This is a genomic window from Natrarchaeobaculum aegyptiacum (genome assembly GCF_002156705.1).
Lineage (GTDB): Archaea > Halobacteriota > Halobacteria > Halobacteriales > Natrialbaceae > Natrarchaeobaculum > Natrarchaeobaculum aegyptiacum.
Genome location: NZ_CP019893.1, coordinates 2935017 through 2951108, shown reverse-complemented (window position 1 = coordinate 2951108; position 16092 = coordinate 2935017). Strand labels below are relative to the sequence as shown.

The following is a 16092-nucleotide window of genomic DNA, read 5'->3' as shown; positions in this document are numbered from 1 at the left end:
GGACTACCAAAACTTCTATCTCCCCATTATGTAATCTACAAACAATGAACCGTCGGGAATACCTTGGTGGGGTTGCTGCCAGCGGGATCGCTCTGGTAGCCGGATGCTCTGCAGTCGAAACGGCACTGGGGAACGAATACATCGACGAACATCGGTGGAACGAGAACGACGAATTCGTACTGGTCTTCGAAGAGGACCACGATACCGACGGGTGGGCGATTCTACACGAACACCACAGCTCGATCGAGGACGCGATAATGAGCGGCGAGTCGCCGGACTTCTCCGGTCCTCTAACGTTGGACCTGATTCGGGAAATTAGAGACGAAGACTATCCATCGATGAATTTTGACGTGAAATTGTACGAAGGCGAGTTCGGACCGATGATGAGTATGGCCACAGAAGAGTTGGGGTCGTACAGTTTCGAAGTTCCGGAAGACAAAGTGCCGGATACGGTCGTCTCTGGGTAATCGATTCTACTCCTTTTGTGTGACAGAGCCTAGATTTTTGTTAGATCACTCACAACACCGAAACAGACATTCAGAACATGGCGACAGAAGGTCAGCCGATAAGCCGGCGCCATTTAATCTGCTCTGTGGGCGCAGCGCCCGTTGCAGCCATTGCATCTGCGTCGACTGTGGAGGCTTCTTCCCAAGACTCCATAGCTGAGGTCTACTTCGACAGTTTTCGTGAAGTAGACCAAGCGGATCGTGGCCAAATTATCGTTGAATGTGCTGACGCGCTCTGCGTTGAGGAACGGATATCTGACGAGACAACAGACGAGATCGTTACTGATGTCGATCGAATAAACCACCACATCCGGCGGGTCCGGTTCGGGGCTCGGATTCTTAACGATCACAACCTCACGACTGCAATTACTGAATCTCAGGTTCAGGAAATAGGAGACGACGTTGACAGACTAACGAGATTCACGCCGCTCGTTGGGAGCCTCAATAACCTCCAAGCGGCGGCATGTGCAATCAAAGACGATCCGGAACCAGGTGATATCGAGAGTTTCCTTTACGCCTCCTTGGCGTTTGGACTGGAAGTCGCACTTTGGCAATCGACAGCACCCTATCAGATGGCGTGGAACGGCACGAGATTCGTATCGAACCGGACGTTCCTCCGATATGCCAATCACGGATGTAACGGCTGCATCGCGCTCGCAATGAGCGAACTTCATTGGGCACTCCGCGCCGTGCCGTACAGTTTGGCCTCGGAGGATCGAGTCGAGTTCGTTGTTAGCGAACTCGAAGAGGTTCGAGCTACTGCCAATGATCTCGATTATGACGTTGAGATCGATATTGATCGAGAGATTTTCCGTGAGTCAGTAGGCGAACTCAATGAATCTACGGGGATATACAATCGATCAACAGCGTTCATCAACGAGTCCTCAGGGTCACTCAATGAATCCGTAGATGCTCCAATCGGCGGAGCCGTAGCACCGGCACAAAGCAGTGGCAGTTCGCCCTACTTTCCGGCTGGATATATACTTCTACCAGTGCTGTTCCTAATTATCATCCACTTGTTAGGTGATAAATGACAACTGACGTCGTTCCCAGCGAGCACCCGAGCGCGGCCGAACGCGCTCGTTAGGCCGGTAGCATCCTCGTTTCAAATCGGAGCTAACAGGAGAGCTGCCAGACTATTTCGGAATGGGGAACGCCGTAGGCTACCTTCCGATTTCGGATAGCTCGAGACGCCTCCCACGGCCTCCTGGAATTACCCCATCCGAATTTTTCAGAGGAATCAGTGACGGTGGTGTTGAGCATGAACACCATGAGAACGAATTAACAGACTAATACGATTTCGAGATTTCGGGTTTCGCGCCCTCGCGCTACTCGCACCCGCGCATTACAGGTATGCGTACCGCCCCGTTTTTCTTGCACGTTAGCACGTTAGCATCCGCATCCGGGTCATGAAAATCACGTCGCCGTACTGCGTTTACGGACTCTCGAGTGACCCCGTAATATCTGCCGTCTGCCCCGTAATCGATCGACCACCAGAAACGGGGTAGAACTACAAGAATCCAGGAATGCGTATTAGTCACTAATACGCAAATGGCGAAAGTTACGATACGAATAGGATGAACATGGTAGTCCCTTAGATTTCTACTTCGCAAGCCCACCGTCGTGAAGCAGAGTAAATCCGCACTTCATCGTTGAACTCGATCGCCTTTACGTCCGCCTCGATCGGGTGCAACTCCCGTTCGATGTGCTTCAGCAGCGAGTTCTCGATATCGTCGAACCGGTCGATTTGGTTGTAGTGGTCGATCAGCACGTCAGTACGGGGGACCTCGTCCATCACCGGGACTTCCTCGAGTGAATGCGCCTCCCGAAGCAGTCGTTCGGACACCAGCGCGAGTCCGACGAAACACGGGATGTCACGTTCCTCGAAGACGATTGCGATGTACTCCTTTGCCTTCAGGTCCAGCTCCGGGTCGTCTATTCGATCGACGTACCGCTGGCTGATCATAGCCGGACTCGGGCCGATCATGTCGATTTCACGTCGGGATGGTCAAGCACTTTCTCTGTAACTCGATACTTCGGTTTCGACTGTCCGTTCTGTCGCTCGAGCCACTCCATTTCCGAGCAGACCCGACCGAGTTCCTGGGTTCGATAGTCCGTCTTTTTCGCCAGTTTGTTCGTCTTGATGTACGGGCCACGGGTGGGATTGTTGATGACTGCGATCGCTTCCTGCAGGAGAACCTGTTCGATATGGTCTTGCGTTGTCTTGCCGAGCAGCTCGTACATCAGTTCCCACCGCGTCGAGGACGTTGGTTCCCGTACTTCAGCCGATCGTGGGACCTTCGAACCACGAGATAGGCGAGGTACACCACACCTCCTGCAAAGAGATACATCCCTATCGAGGGCGCACCAGCGAAAACCGTGATGATCGCGAAGGCAGCGAGCACAACGAGTACAGAGGCCCCGGAGAGGGATCGCGGGAGGAAATCGAACCTCATCCGTCTTCACCTCCAAGGAACGGAATATCGATCCGTTCTGGAATCTGTGCCATATCGTTCGCACCCAATGCCATACTCTCGATGAAGCCGATGTCGTGTTTGTACATGATCTCTGGTTCCGCTGTACCCACGTTCTTGAACAGTATCTGTGCTTCACCACCGCGTTCGTCCTCGATACAGACGTCGTCGATGTCAGCCGGAGTCCCGCATTCCGGTACTGGGAGCTTCTCTCCGGCTGGAAGAGTCCTATCGGGTTCGTACGCAACATAGATTTCAGTCCGATTCTCATCGCCGAACGTCGCATCGACGATAGTCGTATCATTCCGAACCTCATCTACGTCAACAGACCGTTCCTCCCAGATCTCCTCGTTTTTCGTCTCCGGCACTGGCGTCTCGTTTGTGATCACGTCTTTCGTCCCGTCTCGCACCGTGAAGACGCCACCCATGATCTTATCGACGGGATAGATGACGGTCTTGTCGGATTCGAACTCGACTGAGACCTCCGTGTATTGCTCCCCATCGATCGCGACTCGTTTCAGGGACGCCTCAGGACCATCGGTCAATGACCGCAGACCATCGTTGGGTCGTGGTGCGAAGTACTCGTTCGAGACGTAGAATTCGACCTTTCGGTCACTATTGACCGTGTTTTCGACCTTCAGAAAGTCGTTCACCGAATCGACAATAAAGTCGTCGTATCCCACGTCATCCGAGTCTTCTGCGATGGTAACATCGACCCCAGGACTGATTTCTGCAGATGCTACTCCGTCTTGTTCGAACTGGTAGACGTTCCCATCGGCCTCGAGTTCATTGGCCGGGCCTGTCTCCCCGTCGGCGGCAGCAGGCAATGCCAGACCTACTCCACCGGGCAGAGAGACTACCATGACCAATGCAAGGATGACGCAGGTAACTCGTTTCATGGCTCTACACCTCGTTCTTCATGGTCCAGAAGGGCCACGAGTCTTTGTCGAATGGCCACCTCTGTTCGACAGCGGGGATGTAGCGAGCCACGACGATCGGGAACATCAGAACGAAGTAGAGGATCGAGAGGATCGTGAGCCACCAGCCCGTCTTGAGCAGGAGCAAACCGAAGACTGCTACGAAGCTCATGGTATGGGTCTCACGGTCTGCGAAACCCAATCCACGGGGGTAGGCGTCTCTCACCCATACGAGACTACTCCGGACTGTGGGAGGGAGCAGTGCGATGGGGTTCAAATTACCGACGAGGCCGGTGATATTCGAGACGGTCCCTCTGAGCTGTCGAATGACGGAACTGAGTGGCATTGTTGTCGATCCTCATTATGGCAACGTCGTTGATCTCTCCGGAATGGGACAGGCGGAGAGTGGAAAGTGTGTCACGAAGGATGACCCACGCACTGATCGAGGGGATGGCGGAGTCGCAGGTGATTATGCCAAGATGCCTAAGATCGCGGAAGGTCGATTGACACACCACGGCGCTCGGCGTGACATCGAACGCCGCAGTAAGCGATACGTACCATTTCCACTTAGTAATTAGTGTTCCAATATTTTTCTATCGAAACTAACGCAGTAACCGGTCTGCCGCTGACTCGAGGACTCACCGGATACCACCAGTTAAAGGTGCGTATTAACCACTAATACGGAAATTAGAATTATATATCCTCGGCCATGTAAGGATAGCACAAACCCGGCGAACGGGGTAGCCCTTTTCCGGTATAGAACATGTATCTTTAATTGCGGGAGAAACCACCCAGTTCCCTACCCGACCGACACCCCGAACACCAAAACATAAGGGATATTATGTTAGTAAACATTTGTCGATAGACAAAAATACATGGTAGTAAGGAATAAGTGGGTATGGCGTATACTGTTATTTAGCCGAAGTTGGCCGCTTCGGGCGCTGTTCCCAGCGTTTGGTAGCCTGAGGAGATCGGGTATCCAAACTATCCGATCTCCCAGGAAACTACATGTTGGGAACGAGAAAGAATACCAACGATGGGAACTTCTGTTCTCATTCGTATCAACGGTTGGCCGGGAAGGAATTCCCAACCCGAGAGGCTGCCGACAAAAATACCGTGAGCAACAGCTGGTCGCGAAGGAAATCCAAACCTGTACCGTGAACCAGTGAGTGTTGATCGGGGCTTGGAATACACCAGACTGTCGCTGCGGACCATTTGATATCCCATCGTTACAAATGGGTGTTTGCAGGATGATGGATAGATGCGGTATCCCCCACGAGGGGAGACGTCCGTTAGAAAGCGATCCCATAATTCGGCCACAAAGGGGTCGTGAGTAGGGATCCGGGTTACGTCCCCGGAATCCATGGCCTGGGTCTCTGGACGGGCGAGATAGAGTATGGTGGTACGAGGATTACATGGGTGGCTACCATATCACCCTAATTGTAATACTGAATAAGATCAGTAGAAGTAGTAATCTTCGTACCAGAAAGTCTTCCGCACGTCCTCCAATCTTCGATGTCCTACTCTTCCGTCGGGACGTCGAATGTCGGAAGACCTTTTCGACCAATGTGGAATGAACAGCACCGCAGGTCTGCCGCCGTCCTGCCATCCTCCATCGACACCAGATAATATACTGGTCTGTCGTCGGCGAGTCCTGTCTCTTCGCGTACGAGCGTTCGCGGGCGCAATCCCCATTATTGTATCTTACAACAATGGGAATACAAGAGAAGGAGTCATCCCGAGAGGAGAAGACGTACGGAAGAGAACGAACATCTTCCATGACATCTTAGAAGTAATGCGAGCGAGCGCATACGCGCGAACGCGACCCCCAAGGGCTGTGCTCTGCCGTTGCTCAAATATGTCGATAGTCGGCACCAGACCCCTCCAAACCGTAAGAAGAAACCTTCTCCCGTATGCATAGGCTCTAACGGGTAGGGGTTAGAGCGTACAGGCAATGTAGATTTAATGGCGAGTTCGACACTGTCACTCTTCCACAAACCTGGAGCTGATTTTTCGTCTATCGGCAAATGTTCACCGTACTAAACGCATCCTCTATTTTCTTTGAAGTCTTTTGTGTGCTGTATGGATCGCGGGCCGACTCACGTCGAACCGATCTGCGACCTCTGCTGCCGATAATCTTCTTTCTGCTTTTTCCGGACGGCCTTGTGGTGCTGACCTCCCACCTAATTCATTCACGGCTCGATATAGTGCGACGGCAGCAAGAACATCTTGATGGCCACTATAGCTCTCCGGTGGAATCCGCTCGAGTTCTTCTTTTGCTCGTTCGTAGTCGGTGTCCTCGATCTCATCCCAGTTGGCCGTAACTTCTCTCAGCGACACCTCAGGAGTTGGCGAGGGGATATTCAGTCTCTTTGTCCGGTCTAACATTGATTCGGGAGAGCAAGACAACTCGTCTGCGATTGCACTACTACTGGCTCGACGGTTACAACTCCGCCGTGCACAGACCACAGCGGCACCTAATGATGCTTTTGCGGAGTCTCCTACGCCTTGAAACATGCTATTAAAAGTACTCACCATCATCTCGAAGATTTGGTCGTTCTCGATCCAATTCTCTTCAATATTATCGATTATGGACTCATCGTCAAGTGATCGTAATGTCCTCTCGTTGATGTTGAGTCTCTCCCAATCGTATTCCCCGATTTCTCGAGCCATGTTACTCTCTATTCCCTCATCGGTATTGTCACTTCATCAATCTTAGGTGAAGAACTACTTTGTGGAAGTCTCAGAGAGTTTCGACGCGAGTCCCTTTCCATCGCTCGAGTTGCGGAAGATCGGGTTGTGGACCCCCTCTACCATGTAACCGGGATCGTACTCCGTCCGACGACAGACCTCTGCCAACAACAGCGCGAGGCTGATGAGGTTCCCATAGCACTTCGTATCGACGTACTGGCTCCGGAACGTGGTGTAGAGGTGCAGTTTGTCCCTTCGCGGTTTGAACTGCAGTTGGGTGAGGCACGGGATGTCGGCTGCCAGCGGTCGCCCATGGGTCGCCTTCTCGAGATCGGGCTCGAGCTGGTATGGTTGCGCGACGAGTGCGTTGGTTGTCTGTCCATGGTTTCCCTGGTCGAGCCGATCGACGATCATTTCGATTTGGTTAGGGGGTCCGGTTAGTCGCTCGCCGTACAGACCCTCGAATAGCTCTTCTACACGGTCCTGTAACCAGTACCGGCCCGCACTACCGTCGTTGAACTCGTAGCTCTCGAAGCGGCTGAGGGCGTCTCCCGCGTTCACGATCTCGGTCCAGTTGGTGCGCTCCAGTGAGAACTCGTCGTAGTCGGTCGTGGAGACCGGGTCTGCGATATGGATGACGTGGTAGTCGTATGGACATTGACCCTCGACCCTCGATTCGAGGAGTTCGGTGTACGCTGTCCCGATATCAGGAGCGATTATGTGGGGTGGTTCGTTAGCCGGTACCATAATAAACATACTTTTTCTGACAGTTTAAGAGTTGGGGGTGGCGAATAGCGCAGAGTCATGGATTCATATAAAGTTCCGGGTGAGTCTTCCGGCGGGATCTTTATATAGGAGGTAGGCTTGGGGCTGTGCGCTCATCATGGCAATGCAAACCGACTCAGAGGAATGGCAATCGGCGATGAACGAATACACAATGGTGGCGGACATCGACCATTATTTCAATCTGTACGAAGGCAAAGCGTTCACAGCAGCAGAAATGGCCGAGGTAATCGTGCAAACAGGTGGTACCCCACTGATTCCTGAACCGCTCGTGTCTGCGTACGAAGACGGGAATGAAGCTCCACTGGTGAGTTATGTGGCGAGCCGACTTGTTACCCTGCAGTGGTGGGGAAGACTCGAGGGCAAAGCAGTCTATCACGGGTACGATAAGAAGATCTACTACACGAGGCCAGATGAGTGGAATACGGTCTCTATGCCTGTTGTGATTCGTCAAAACCGAGAACGGATCGACGAACTCGAAGAGCGCGTCGAAGAGCTTGAATCGCGGCTAGAAGACCAATAGAGGCCCTCCATTATGCGAATAGGCAAATCCAGCGATGAGTGGCAACAGGCGGAAAACTACACGACGGCCGAACAGACCGAATCGGAGGTTCAAAAGATGGAGTCCACCCCGGAAGACGAGTTTGCACAGTCCAACCAGAGTATCGAAGACATCAAAGAACGAGTAGAAAAGCAACTCTATCCGTTCTACTCACAAATAAACTCGGAGTTAAAATCGCACTTAGAAGGCTACGAAGACGAGTCTACACAGAACGGTCGGGACGGAAGGAAGTCAGCTATAGAGAAGATTATAGAGCGTAAAAGAAAGGAGCAAGAAGACGAAGAGTAGGCGACTACCGAGTTGTGCACTTCTTCTCGGTTGGGTGATCGTGGCTACCTGTAGGTGGGAGGAGGGGTACAGCGAACCGAAGATGAATCTTTGGCTGAGAACTCAACCAGTAGAATGACCAGATTTTTACTTGTCGGATTAACATTGTTTTCTAAAATGAAGTCTGGTTCCATTGGCATTCCAGTTGGTGAGGATAGCTTGGTTGATACTGAGATCTTCACTGTTGAACGAGAAGGTGCCGAGCTGAAACGGAGTATCAAAACCAATCCACCTGCGACCACGCCGTCTGGGCATCGAATAGTGGAAGGAACGATTGCCATCGAACAACAAGTAGAGTACGAAGAGTCGGAGATCGACGGCAACGGAAACGTTCAGTCCGAATCTCGCTATCGTAAGGTAGCTGAAAGAGCCCAATTTATTCAAGTTCCAAACCAGTTTGTGATCCTCGAGAGTGGTGCTCCTTCGATGATGTTCGATATTCTGGGACGAACCACAGATTGTGCCTATGAACCAGCTGAAATCGATATTGACGGGTTCATCTTAGATCAGGAAGAGCCATCCCTCTGGATGCTCGGATTCTACGAGCATGGGACCCAAGCTGAAAACGGGACGCTCTATGGATCGGATATTGCAGACGATCCGATCGCTAGTGATATTCTCCAAGATTCAGCGTGTAATCAGGTGGGAATTGAACACTTCTATTCCGATGATGCCGTAAAAGCGCGTGCCTCTGAGTCTGGGTATATTGAGGTTTACTCTCCCGATTATGAGGTAGAAGAGTTCACTGATTATTTGGTCGATGTATTAGCTTCGCACATCAACCGTCCTACAGTGTGAACCGCTCTGTAGAGGTCTTTTCTCCGTGTATAAATACATCAACTTCGACTTCTTCACCTCGATAGTCGTCGTACTTGACACCAGGAATCTCACCTAGTTCTATCGGGAGCCGGATCGATTCATCTGGAGCAAGATCATCAACAAGCCTGTAGCCAGAATCTGCTTCTGTTGCGTGCCTCACGTCTTCCACTATGACTCCACGCGGAGTGTCGATTTCCAGCTTTATATCTTCGCCAGAAACCTCTTGATCGTTAGAATTTGTTATCGTAACTCTCGCAGAATCGCCAGACGAACCCGTACTGAGGTGGAGCCTTCGGGATCTCGAGCCCGTCTGGATATTAGACATGTTTTCTTCGAACGCTCTCGCATACCTGTATGCTGGGTACGCAAATACTATAATTTCTACCAGTATGTAGCTTACGGGGGTGACTGCAAGTATGATAAAGGAGTTACTGGCTGGGTATACGCTTTCTGAAATCGGCTGACTGAATAGGGTTGTCTGCAGGGCAGCGATTCTAACAGACGGTAAAGCTGAGAAGTCTATATTCAGAATTATCATCAACACAAGGGGGAGGCTACCCAGCAGGAGGAACAGATTTGCGAAAGGAAGAACAAGGTCATGAAGCTTATCTAGCCTTGTTTCTGTTGGTAACGTCCAAGCGGTAATCGTGTAGAGGTGAGCCGGAATATACGCCATGAAGAGAACAACATGTATTAAGAGTGCGTATATTGGTTCGCTGGCTGTCCAGAAGACGTCAAGTTGAATAGGATCTTCTGAAGGGTTATAGAAGGTAGCGAACGCACCAATCACGCCAATGGCGACAAGCAGGTGTGCGCGCTGAACCCGGGTGGTTTCAGACCGCTTTCTCCGGGTTTCTTGCATCTCGGTTAGGTCTTCTCTGAGACCTGCTATTTCATCGGAAACCACAGACACATCAGTTTCCAAGTTAGAATCCGTGTCCCCCTCTTCTCCATTCATCACTGTAGTATATTACCAAATCCTTTAATAAATGGTGTGCTATTACTGACTAGATAAATGAGTGGGAGCATTCAGGAGGCAAACTCCTATGAAGAAAGAGTTACCAACGTACTCCGAAACTACGTCCAGCCAAATCGAGTCCACCTAATAACGGTGGAGAGACTTTATCGCAACATCACTGGTGAGTCAGCTGAATTCTCGACCTTCGACGAGGCGGAAGAAGCCTTTTTGGACGTTGACTGGGACGATAATATTCTACTCGAGTTCGTCGACCAAGTGAAGCAGATCGTTGAGAAGGGAGAAAACAGAATTTCGGAGACCTACTTCGATATTATCGAGCCGGATTCCATTTCCACAGCGTTTCTCGAACGAGAACTCTCTGACCCCGCTTATGATCCTGATGCAGAAGGCGAGGAAAAGGACGGGTTCGAGTATCAGGTAGCCGATAATGGAAATATCCGTGGTAGGTACGTCTACACGGATGTTACGACGAACCTGACGTTCAATGGGGAAATCCAGCCGACGATGAGTGACGGGTTCATTCAGTTCGAAATCGACCCCGACAAACGACTTCTAATCATTAAAAGCACAAGCGTAATTGACGTTCAGAAGGCACGAAAATACTTCAACAACAAAACGTCGATTGATTTCGCACCGGCAGCAGACTACACGACCCACACTGATGGAGCTGTTGACCGAATTAATAATTTCCTCGCAGAGTTCCACGACGGCATCCCGAGTGACGACCAAGACGTTCCTGGACTTCTCCAGGTAGACACGATCAAACTGGAGGATACATCTGTAGATTCGAGCGATGAGGAAGACGAAGACGAGGACGATAATGGGCAGCAATTAGAAAATATTCAGTTCGAGGGACACGATATTAAAAACGACGACGAGGTCCAGTCTTACCTTGGGGATGACTCGCCGTGGGTTATCAAGAAACTCGAGGCCGAGATCTACTACGAGGGAGACAATTTCAAAGTCACGATCGGAACTACAAGCATGATGTCATATGGTAAAGTTTCGGATTCGACTGACTGGCAGGCAACCTCGGAACTTAGCTCAATGGTGCGTGAATGGTTCCTCGAACACCTCCGGGTTAGAGATCTGTAACGCTCGTTTCCCTACAATTAGTAAGTCTACCGGGGTGCGTATTTCTTCTCAGCCTCACGGATGTCGTCCGATCGGAACTTGAGATACTGCCGGGTCACGTCGATCTCGGAGTGACCGAGTAGGTCCTGCAGGTAGATGATCGGCATCCCGTTTTTCGTGCGGTGGACCGCATACGAATGCCGGAACGTGTGTGGGGTGATTCGGTTCCGAGGGTTCCCGTTCACGTCCGTATAGACGACTTCCTGGAGGTCTGTTCGGTCGGTGACCTCGTGGACGATCTCGCCCAACCGTTGCGTTGGCATCTTCGGGGATTGCTTGGTGAGCAACAGCCGATCGGATGAATCCGCGTGGAGGTATTTGTTGCGTCCACCACCGTCTAACCATTCTCTAAGGACGTGGGCTAACTCGTATCGGTAGTAGACCGTCCGGCTCTCGTTCGAACCTCGTTGTTGTTTAGACGTTCGGATTTCGATCTGTCGTTCGTCTCGGTCGATGTCGTCGATCCGTATTTCGCTCGCCTCCGAGACACGAATACCGGTCTCCCACAGCAGTCGCAGGACGAGTTCATCCCGGAGATCACGGCAGGCATCGATCAGTGTTTCGTACTCCTCGATATCGAGGTACCGGATTTCGGAGTGGGCATCGAGTTTCGGTTCGTTCGCTAGCCACGACAGATCGATACCATCGAACGGATTCGTGTCGATGACGTCCCGATCATCGAGGTAGCCGTAGACGGCAGACAGGTCGTAGGCTTTGTTCAGCACTGATTTGTCTGCGTAGCCCTCGATCCTCATATCGTCTAACCAGCCGTCGATCAGGTCGGTATCCGCCTCCAAGACGTCGTAGCCGTATTCCTCGCAGTAGTCACGCCACTGCTCGAGGGTCACCACTCGGTTCTTGAGGGTGTGTTCGGAGTTCCGTGCTTTGACTCGCTTGAGGTGGCGCTGTAGCGGATCAGGCCAGTCCTCGAAGTCGGTTTCCGTCATCGGTTGGGCCACTCGTTATCCGGGTCTGCACCAAGTTCGTTCAGGATGGTATCCGAGGTGCCAGCTGCGTACTGTTCGGCGATATTTTCCACGATTCCCTCGAGTTGGTCTTCTTCGACGTTCTCGAGCCGGAGCAGGTCGAGTTTGTCTTCAAGGGTGCCAAGTCGGGCCTCGATATCATCCAGCTCACCCTCGACGGCCTGGGTGGTGACGGCTGCTTCTGGTTCTGAGTCGTCACGCGCCATATGCTTCTCAACTGCCGTCCGAACCAGATCAGACATCGAGTCAACGGCTGGGTCGTCTTCTACATGGTCGGACCAACGGGACTTTTGCTCGTCGGATACCACTATCTGGATATACGCCATGGACTCTCGAATGCGCTCCATCTACATGAATCATGAGGAGGTCATGATAATATGAGCGACTGGACCGAGACGTACCGCCCGACGACGCTGTCGGAGGTACGCGGGAACAACAAGGCCCGGGACGCACTCGAGGAGTGGGCGCGGACGTGGGACGACCACCGGAAGGCGGTGATCGTCCACGGCAGTCCAGGCGTCGGGAAGACTTCCGCGGCCCACGCGCTGGCGAACGACATGGGCTGGCCCGTGATGGAACTCAACGCCAGTGACGACCGCCAGAAGGACGTCATCGAACGCGTCGCCGGCGAGGCGTCCAAGAGCGGCACGCTGACGGGCGGCGAGGCTGGCCGCCGACTCGTCATCTTAGACGAGGCGGACAACTTCCACGGCAACGCCGACTACGGTGGCTCTCGGGCCGTCACGAGCGTCGTCAAAGAGGCCAACCAGCCGGTCGTCCTCGTCGCAAACGAGTTCTACGATATGAGTAATTCGCTTCGCAACGCCTGCGAGACGATCGAGTTCCGGGACGTCTCTGCCCGCTCGATCGTCCCCGTCCTCCGGGACATCTGCCGCAAGGAAGGCATCGAGTACGAGGACGCCGCCCTCGAGCGGATCGCCGAGAACACGAGCGGTGACCTGCGCTCTGCGGTCAACGACCTGCAGGCGGTCGCCGAGGAGGCAGACCGGCTGACCGAAGACGACGTCGTGACGAGCGAGCGCGACCGCACACAGGGGATCTTCGACTTTCTCGATACGGTGATCAAAGAGGAGGACGCCGAGGGGGCGCTGCGAGCGTCCTACGACGTCGACGAGAACCCCGACGAGATGTTGAACTGGATCGAAGACAACGTCCCCAAGGACTACGCGGGTGCGGAACTGGCCGACGCCTACGGCTTCCTCGCGAACGCCGACCGCTGGCTCGGGCGTGTGCGCTCTTCGCAGAACTACTCCTACTGGCGCTACGCGACCGACAACATGACCGCTGGCGTCGCCGCCTCCCGGCAGGAACCCAAGGGCGGGTGGACCCGTTACGGCCCGCCGAGTTACTGGTCGAAACTCGGCCGAACCAGGGGAACCCGCAACACCCGCGACGCCATCGCCGAACGGATCGCAGAGCGCGAGGGAACGAGCGTCGCGACCGCCCGCCGGGAGATCCTTCCGTACCTCTCGGCGATGACCCACCACTGCCGGAACCGCGACCTGACCGTCAGGATGACCGCGACCTACGACCTCGACGCCGGCGAAGTGTCGTTCGTCACCGGCAGCGGCAAAGACACCAACAAGGTCCAGTCGATCGTCGACGAGGCCGAGGACCTGCTCGAGGAACAGACCGTCGAACACTCGGGCTCGGCCTTCTTCGGCAGTGCCGACGACGCGGAGGACCAACGCGATGCGGACGACGACGAAGCAGGTACAGCGTCGGCGACCGACGATCAGGTAACGCTCGAGGCTGCGGGCGACTCGTCCGATTCAGACGGGCAAGAGCAAGACACGTCGGACGACGCCGACGAACCGATTCCCGAAGACCGCGCTGCAGACGCCGAAGACGACGAGAACCAGTCCGGGCTGGGCGACTTCATGTGAACCGTCGGTGCCGTCTCAGGTGCCGACTCCCTCGAGCCGCTCGAGAAACGACGACGAGAGCGACTCGGAGACGCCGATTGCGAGGGCTTCTGGGGTCGTGTCCGCCGCAGTCGTGTTATCGTCCCGAAGCGGCGGCACCGTCTCGACTGCACACCCCGTCATCCGCTCGAGTTCCGCGGGATTCGTTCGCTCGGCGAGCGTCGCCCCTGCGTACTCGTTGCAGACGATTCCGAGGACGTCGACGCCGCGACGCTCGAGCGCCGTGACGGTGAGTGCGGTGTGGTTGAGCGTCCCCAGTCCCGACCGGGTGACGACGACGGCGGTCGCCTCGAGGTCGGCGACGAGGTCGATCACCTCCCGGTCGCCGGCCAGCGGGACGCGGAGCCCGCCGATGCCCTCGACCACCGGCAGGTCGGTGGTCGCTATCTCGCGCTCACAGGCTTCGAGAATCCTGTCGTAGGAGAGCGCTTCTTCCGCGACCTCGGCTGCAATCCGCGGGGCGAGCGCCGGCTCGAGGTATCGGGGACAGGTCGCCGCGTCGGGGTTGCCACAGGCCTCGCCGACGAAGCCGGCGTCGTCGTCCGGGGGATGACCGGTCTGTGCGGGTTTGATCGCTCGCGTGTCGTAACCTTGCTCGCGCAGCCAGCGGGTCAGTCCGGCCGTGACGACGGTCTTGCCGACGTCGGTTCCGGTGCCGACGACGGCGATCGGTGCGCGAGACGCCGCGCCATCGGACGCGTCGTCGATGGCGGTCACAGTAGTCCCACCTCTTGCCCGGCGGCCTGGAACGCCTCGAGACAGGCCACCACGTCGGACTGATCGTGGGTGGCCATCGGCGTCACCCGGATCCGGCTCGTCCCTTCGGGAACCGTCGGCGTACGGATCGCCGGGGCGACGACCCCGCGTTCGCGGAGCCCATCGGCGAGTGCGAGCGCGTCCCGCCGGTCTCCGACGAAAACCGGCAAGATCTGGGAGTCGCCGAGCACCTCGAATCCCATCGTCTCGAGGCCGTCACGGAGGTGGGCGACGTTCTCCCAGAGGCGGTCTCGGACGTCGGTGTGCCGAGAGAGGTGCAGCGCTTCGCTCGCGGCCGCGGCCGCGGTGGGTGCCAGCCCGGTCGAGAAGACGAACGACCGTGCGTCGTTCACCAGACACTCGATCAGCGCGTCACTCCCGGCGACGTACCCGCCCTGACTGGCGAGCGCCTTCGACAGAGTCCCCAGTTGAACCTGCACGCGGTCCTCGAGTCCCTCGGCCTGAACGATGCCACCGCCCCTGACGTACAGCCCCGTCGCGTGGGCCTCGTCGACCATCACCCACGCGCCGTACTCCTCGGCAAGGTCGCAGATGGCTTCCAGTGGTGCGACGGTGCCGTCCATGCTGAAGACCGTGTCGGTGACGATCAGCCACGATTCGTTCTCGTTGTCTGTCCCGGAAGCGCGTTCTGCCCGCTCTGCAAGCGCCGCCCCGAGACTCGCCGCGTCGCAGTGGCCGTAGACGACCGTCTCACAGCCAGCGAGCCGACAGCCGTCGACGATGCTCGCGTGATTGTACTCGTCTGAGAAGACCACGTCGGGCTCGAGTGCCGTGATCGTGCCGACGTTCGCGGCGTATCCGGAGGAGAAGGCGAGCGCCCGATCACATCCCTTGGTCTCTGCGAGCTGGCGCTCGAGGTCGCGGTGGACCATCGTATCGCCGGTCACGAGACGGCTCGCGCCAGCGCCGGTTCCGACGGTCGAGGCAGCCTGCCGGGCGGCGTTCTCGACCCGCTCGTCGTCGGTGAGTCCGAGGTAGTTGTTCGAGGCGAACACCAGCGCCTCCTCGCCGTCGAGGACTGGCAACTCGCTTCCGGAGGGCGGGGCGAAGTAGCCGCGCTCTGCGACACGGTCGACGGGGGAGAGCCGTCGTTTCAGTTCGGCCGACTCGAGGGCCTCGAGACGGTCCTCGAGGTCGAACCCGCGGTCTTCCATCTGGGTGAAGGGTATCGTCGCCACGATTTGACTGTCA

18 protein-coding genes are annotated in these 16092 nt (G+C 55.1%); 7 read left to right on the top strand and 11 right to left on the bottom strand.

Annotated elements, in window-relative coordinates; genetic code table 11:
- Positions 1 to 44 precede the first annotated feature (44 nt).
- Positions 45 to 467: a hypothetical protein gene (locus B1756_RS14385; RefSeq protein WP_086889163.1), complete on the top strand. Its 423-nt coding sequence runs from the start codon at positions 45 to 47 to the stop codon at positions 465 to 467.
- 77 nt (positions 468 to 544) lie between these two features.
- Entirely contained in the window at positions 545 to 1540 is a 996-nt protein-coding gene (locus B1756_RS14380; protein WP_152031324.1) for a hypothetical protein, read from the top strand.
- A gap of 560 nt (positions 1541 to 2100) precedes the next feature.
- Here B1756_RS14380 and B1756_RS14375 read toward each other — a convergent pair.
- The 6 genes from B1756_RS14375 to B1756_RS14350 form a co-directional block, all read right to left on the bottom strand.
- Complete coding sequence (locus B1756_RS14375) at positions 2101 to 2493, bottom strand: hypothetical protein (protein ID WP_086889161.1); 393 nt, start codon at positions 2491 to 2493, stop codon at positions 2101 to 2103.
- Complete coding sequence (locus B1756_RS14370) at positions 2490 to 2750, bottom strand: hypothetical protein (RefSeq protein WP_086889160.1); 261 nt, start codon at positions 2748 to 2750, stop codon at positions 2490 to 2492. The genes B1756_RS14375 and B1756_RS14370 overlap by 4 nt, the downstream gene beginning before the upstream one ends.
- A 208-nt stretch (positions 2751 to 2958) precedes the next feature.
- Positions 2959 to 3879, bottom strand: a complete 921-nt coding sequence (locus B1756_RS14360) for a hypothetical protein (protein WP_152031323.1) — start codon at positions 3877 to 3879, stop codon at positions 2959 to 2961.
- A 4-nt stretch (positions 3880 to 3883) separates the two neighbouring features.
- A complete protein-coding gene (locus B1756_RS19445; protein WP_086889157.1) occupies positions 3884 to 4243 on the bottom strand; it encodes a hypothetical protein in 360 nt (119 codons plus the stop codon).
- A gap of 1706 nt (positions 4244 to 5949) precedes the next feature.
- On the bottom strand, positions 5950 to 6570 hold the full coding sequence (locus B1756_RS19245) for a hypothetical protein (RefSeq protein WP_152031321.1): 621 nt from the start codon (positions 6568 to 6570) through the stop codon (positions 5950 to 5952).
- A gap of 54 nt (positions 6571 to 6624) precedes the next feature.
- The gene (locus B1756_RS14350; RefSeq protein ID WP_086889156.1) at positions 6625 to 7335 is read right to left on the bottom strand and encodes a thymidylate synthase family protein; all 711 of its coding nucleotides are present in this window, start codon (positions 7333 to 7335) and stop codon (positions 6625 to 6627) included.
- Positions 7336 to 7471: 136 nt separating this feature from the next.
- On the opposite strand from B1756_RS14350, the gene B1756_RS14345 reads away from it, so the two are divergent.
- The 3 genes from B1756_RS14345 (at position 7472) to B1756_RS14335 (ending at position 9058) form a co-directional block, all read left to right on the top strand.
- Complete coding sequence (locus tag B1756_RS14345) at positions 7472 to 7894, top strand: hypothetical protein (RefSeq protein ID WP_152031320.1); 423 nt, start codon at positions 7472 to 7474, stop codon at positions 7892 to 7894.
- A 12-nt stretch (positions 7895 to 7906) separates the two neighbouring features.
- The gene (locus B1756_RS14340; protein WP_086889154.1) at positions 7907 to 8221 is read left to right on the top strand and encodes a hypothetical protein; all 315 of its coding nucleotides are present in this window, start codon (positions 7907 to 7909) and stop codon (positions 8219 to 8221) included.
- Positions 8222 to 8377: 156 nt separating this feature from the next.
- Complete coding sequence (locus B1756_RS14335) at positions 8378 to 9058, top strand: hypothetical protein (RefSeq protein WP_161493187.1); 681 nt, start codon at positions 8378 to 8380, stop codon at positions 9056 to 9058.
- On the opposite strand, the gene B1756_RS14330 is transcribed toward B1756_RS14335, so the two are convergent.
- Entirely contained in the window at positions 9048 to 10037 is a 990-nt protein-coding gene (locus B1756_RS14330; protein ID WP_152031318.1) for a hypothetical protein, read from the bottom strand. The genes B1756_RS14335 and B1756_RS14330 overlap by 11 nt on opposite strands.
- A 57-nt stretch (positions 10038 to 10094) precedes the next feature.
- On the opposite strand from B1756_RS14330, the gene B1756_RS14325 reads away from it, so the two are divergent.
- Positions 10095 to 11153: a hypothetical protein gene (locus B1756_RS14325; RefSeq protein ID WP_152031317.1), complete on the top strand. Its 1059-nt coding sequence runs from the start codon at positions 10095 to 10097 to the stop codon at positions 11151 to 11153.
- A gap of 26 nt (positions 11154 to 11179) precedes the next feature.
- Here the strand turns inward: B1756_RS14325 and B1756_RS14320 are convergent, their stop codons facing one another.
- Together B1756_RS14320 and B1756_RS19240 are read right to left on the bottom strand one after the other, a co-directional pair.
- Complete coding sequence (locus B1756_RS14320; RefSeq protein WP_086889150.1) at positions 11180 to 12139, bottom strand: tyrosine-type recombinase/integrase; 960 nt, start codon at positions 12137 to 12139, stop codon at positions 11180 to 11182.
- A complete protein-coding gene (locus B1756_RS19240) occupies positions 12136 to 12525 on the bottom strand; it encodes a hypothetical protein (RefSeq protein ID WP_152031316.1) in 390 nt (129 codons plus the stop codon). The genes B1756_RS14320 and B1756_RS19240 overlap by 4 nt, the downstream gene beginning before the upstream one ends.
- A 30-nt stretch (positions 12526 to 12555) precedes the next feature.
- Here B1756_RS19240 and B1756_RS14310 point away from each other — a divergent pair, with 30 nt between their 5' ends.
- Positions 12556 to 14085 carry a replication factor C large subunit gene (locus tag B1756_RS14310; protein ID WP_086889148.1) on the top strand — a complete coding sequence of 510 codons (1530 nt, stop codon included), beginning with the start codon at positions 12556 to 12558 and terminating at the stop codon, positions 14083 to 14085.
- 15 nt (positions 14086 to 14100) lie between these two features.
- Here B1756_RS14310 and bioD read toward each other — a convergent pair whose 3' ends face one another.
- Together bioD and B1756_RS14300 are read right to left on the bottom strand one after the other, a co-directional pair.
- The gene (gene bioD / locus B1756_RS14305; protein WP_228434389.1) at positions 14101 to 14841 is read right to left on the bottom strand and encodes a dethiobiotin synthase; all 741 of its coding nucleotides are present in this window, start codon (positions 14839 to 14841) and stop codon (positions 14101 to 14103) included.
- Positions 14838 to 16055: an aminotransferase class I/II-fold pyridoxal phosphate-dependent enzyme gene (locus tag B1756_RS14300; protein ID WP_086889147.1), complete on the bottom strand. Its 1218-nt coding sequence runs from the start codon at positions 16053 to 16055 to the stop codon at positions 14838 to 14840. The genes bioD and B1756_RS14300 overlap by 4 nt, the downstream gene beginning before the upstream one ends.
- Positions 16056 to 16092: the final 37 nt, after the last annotated feature.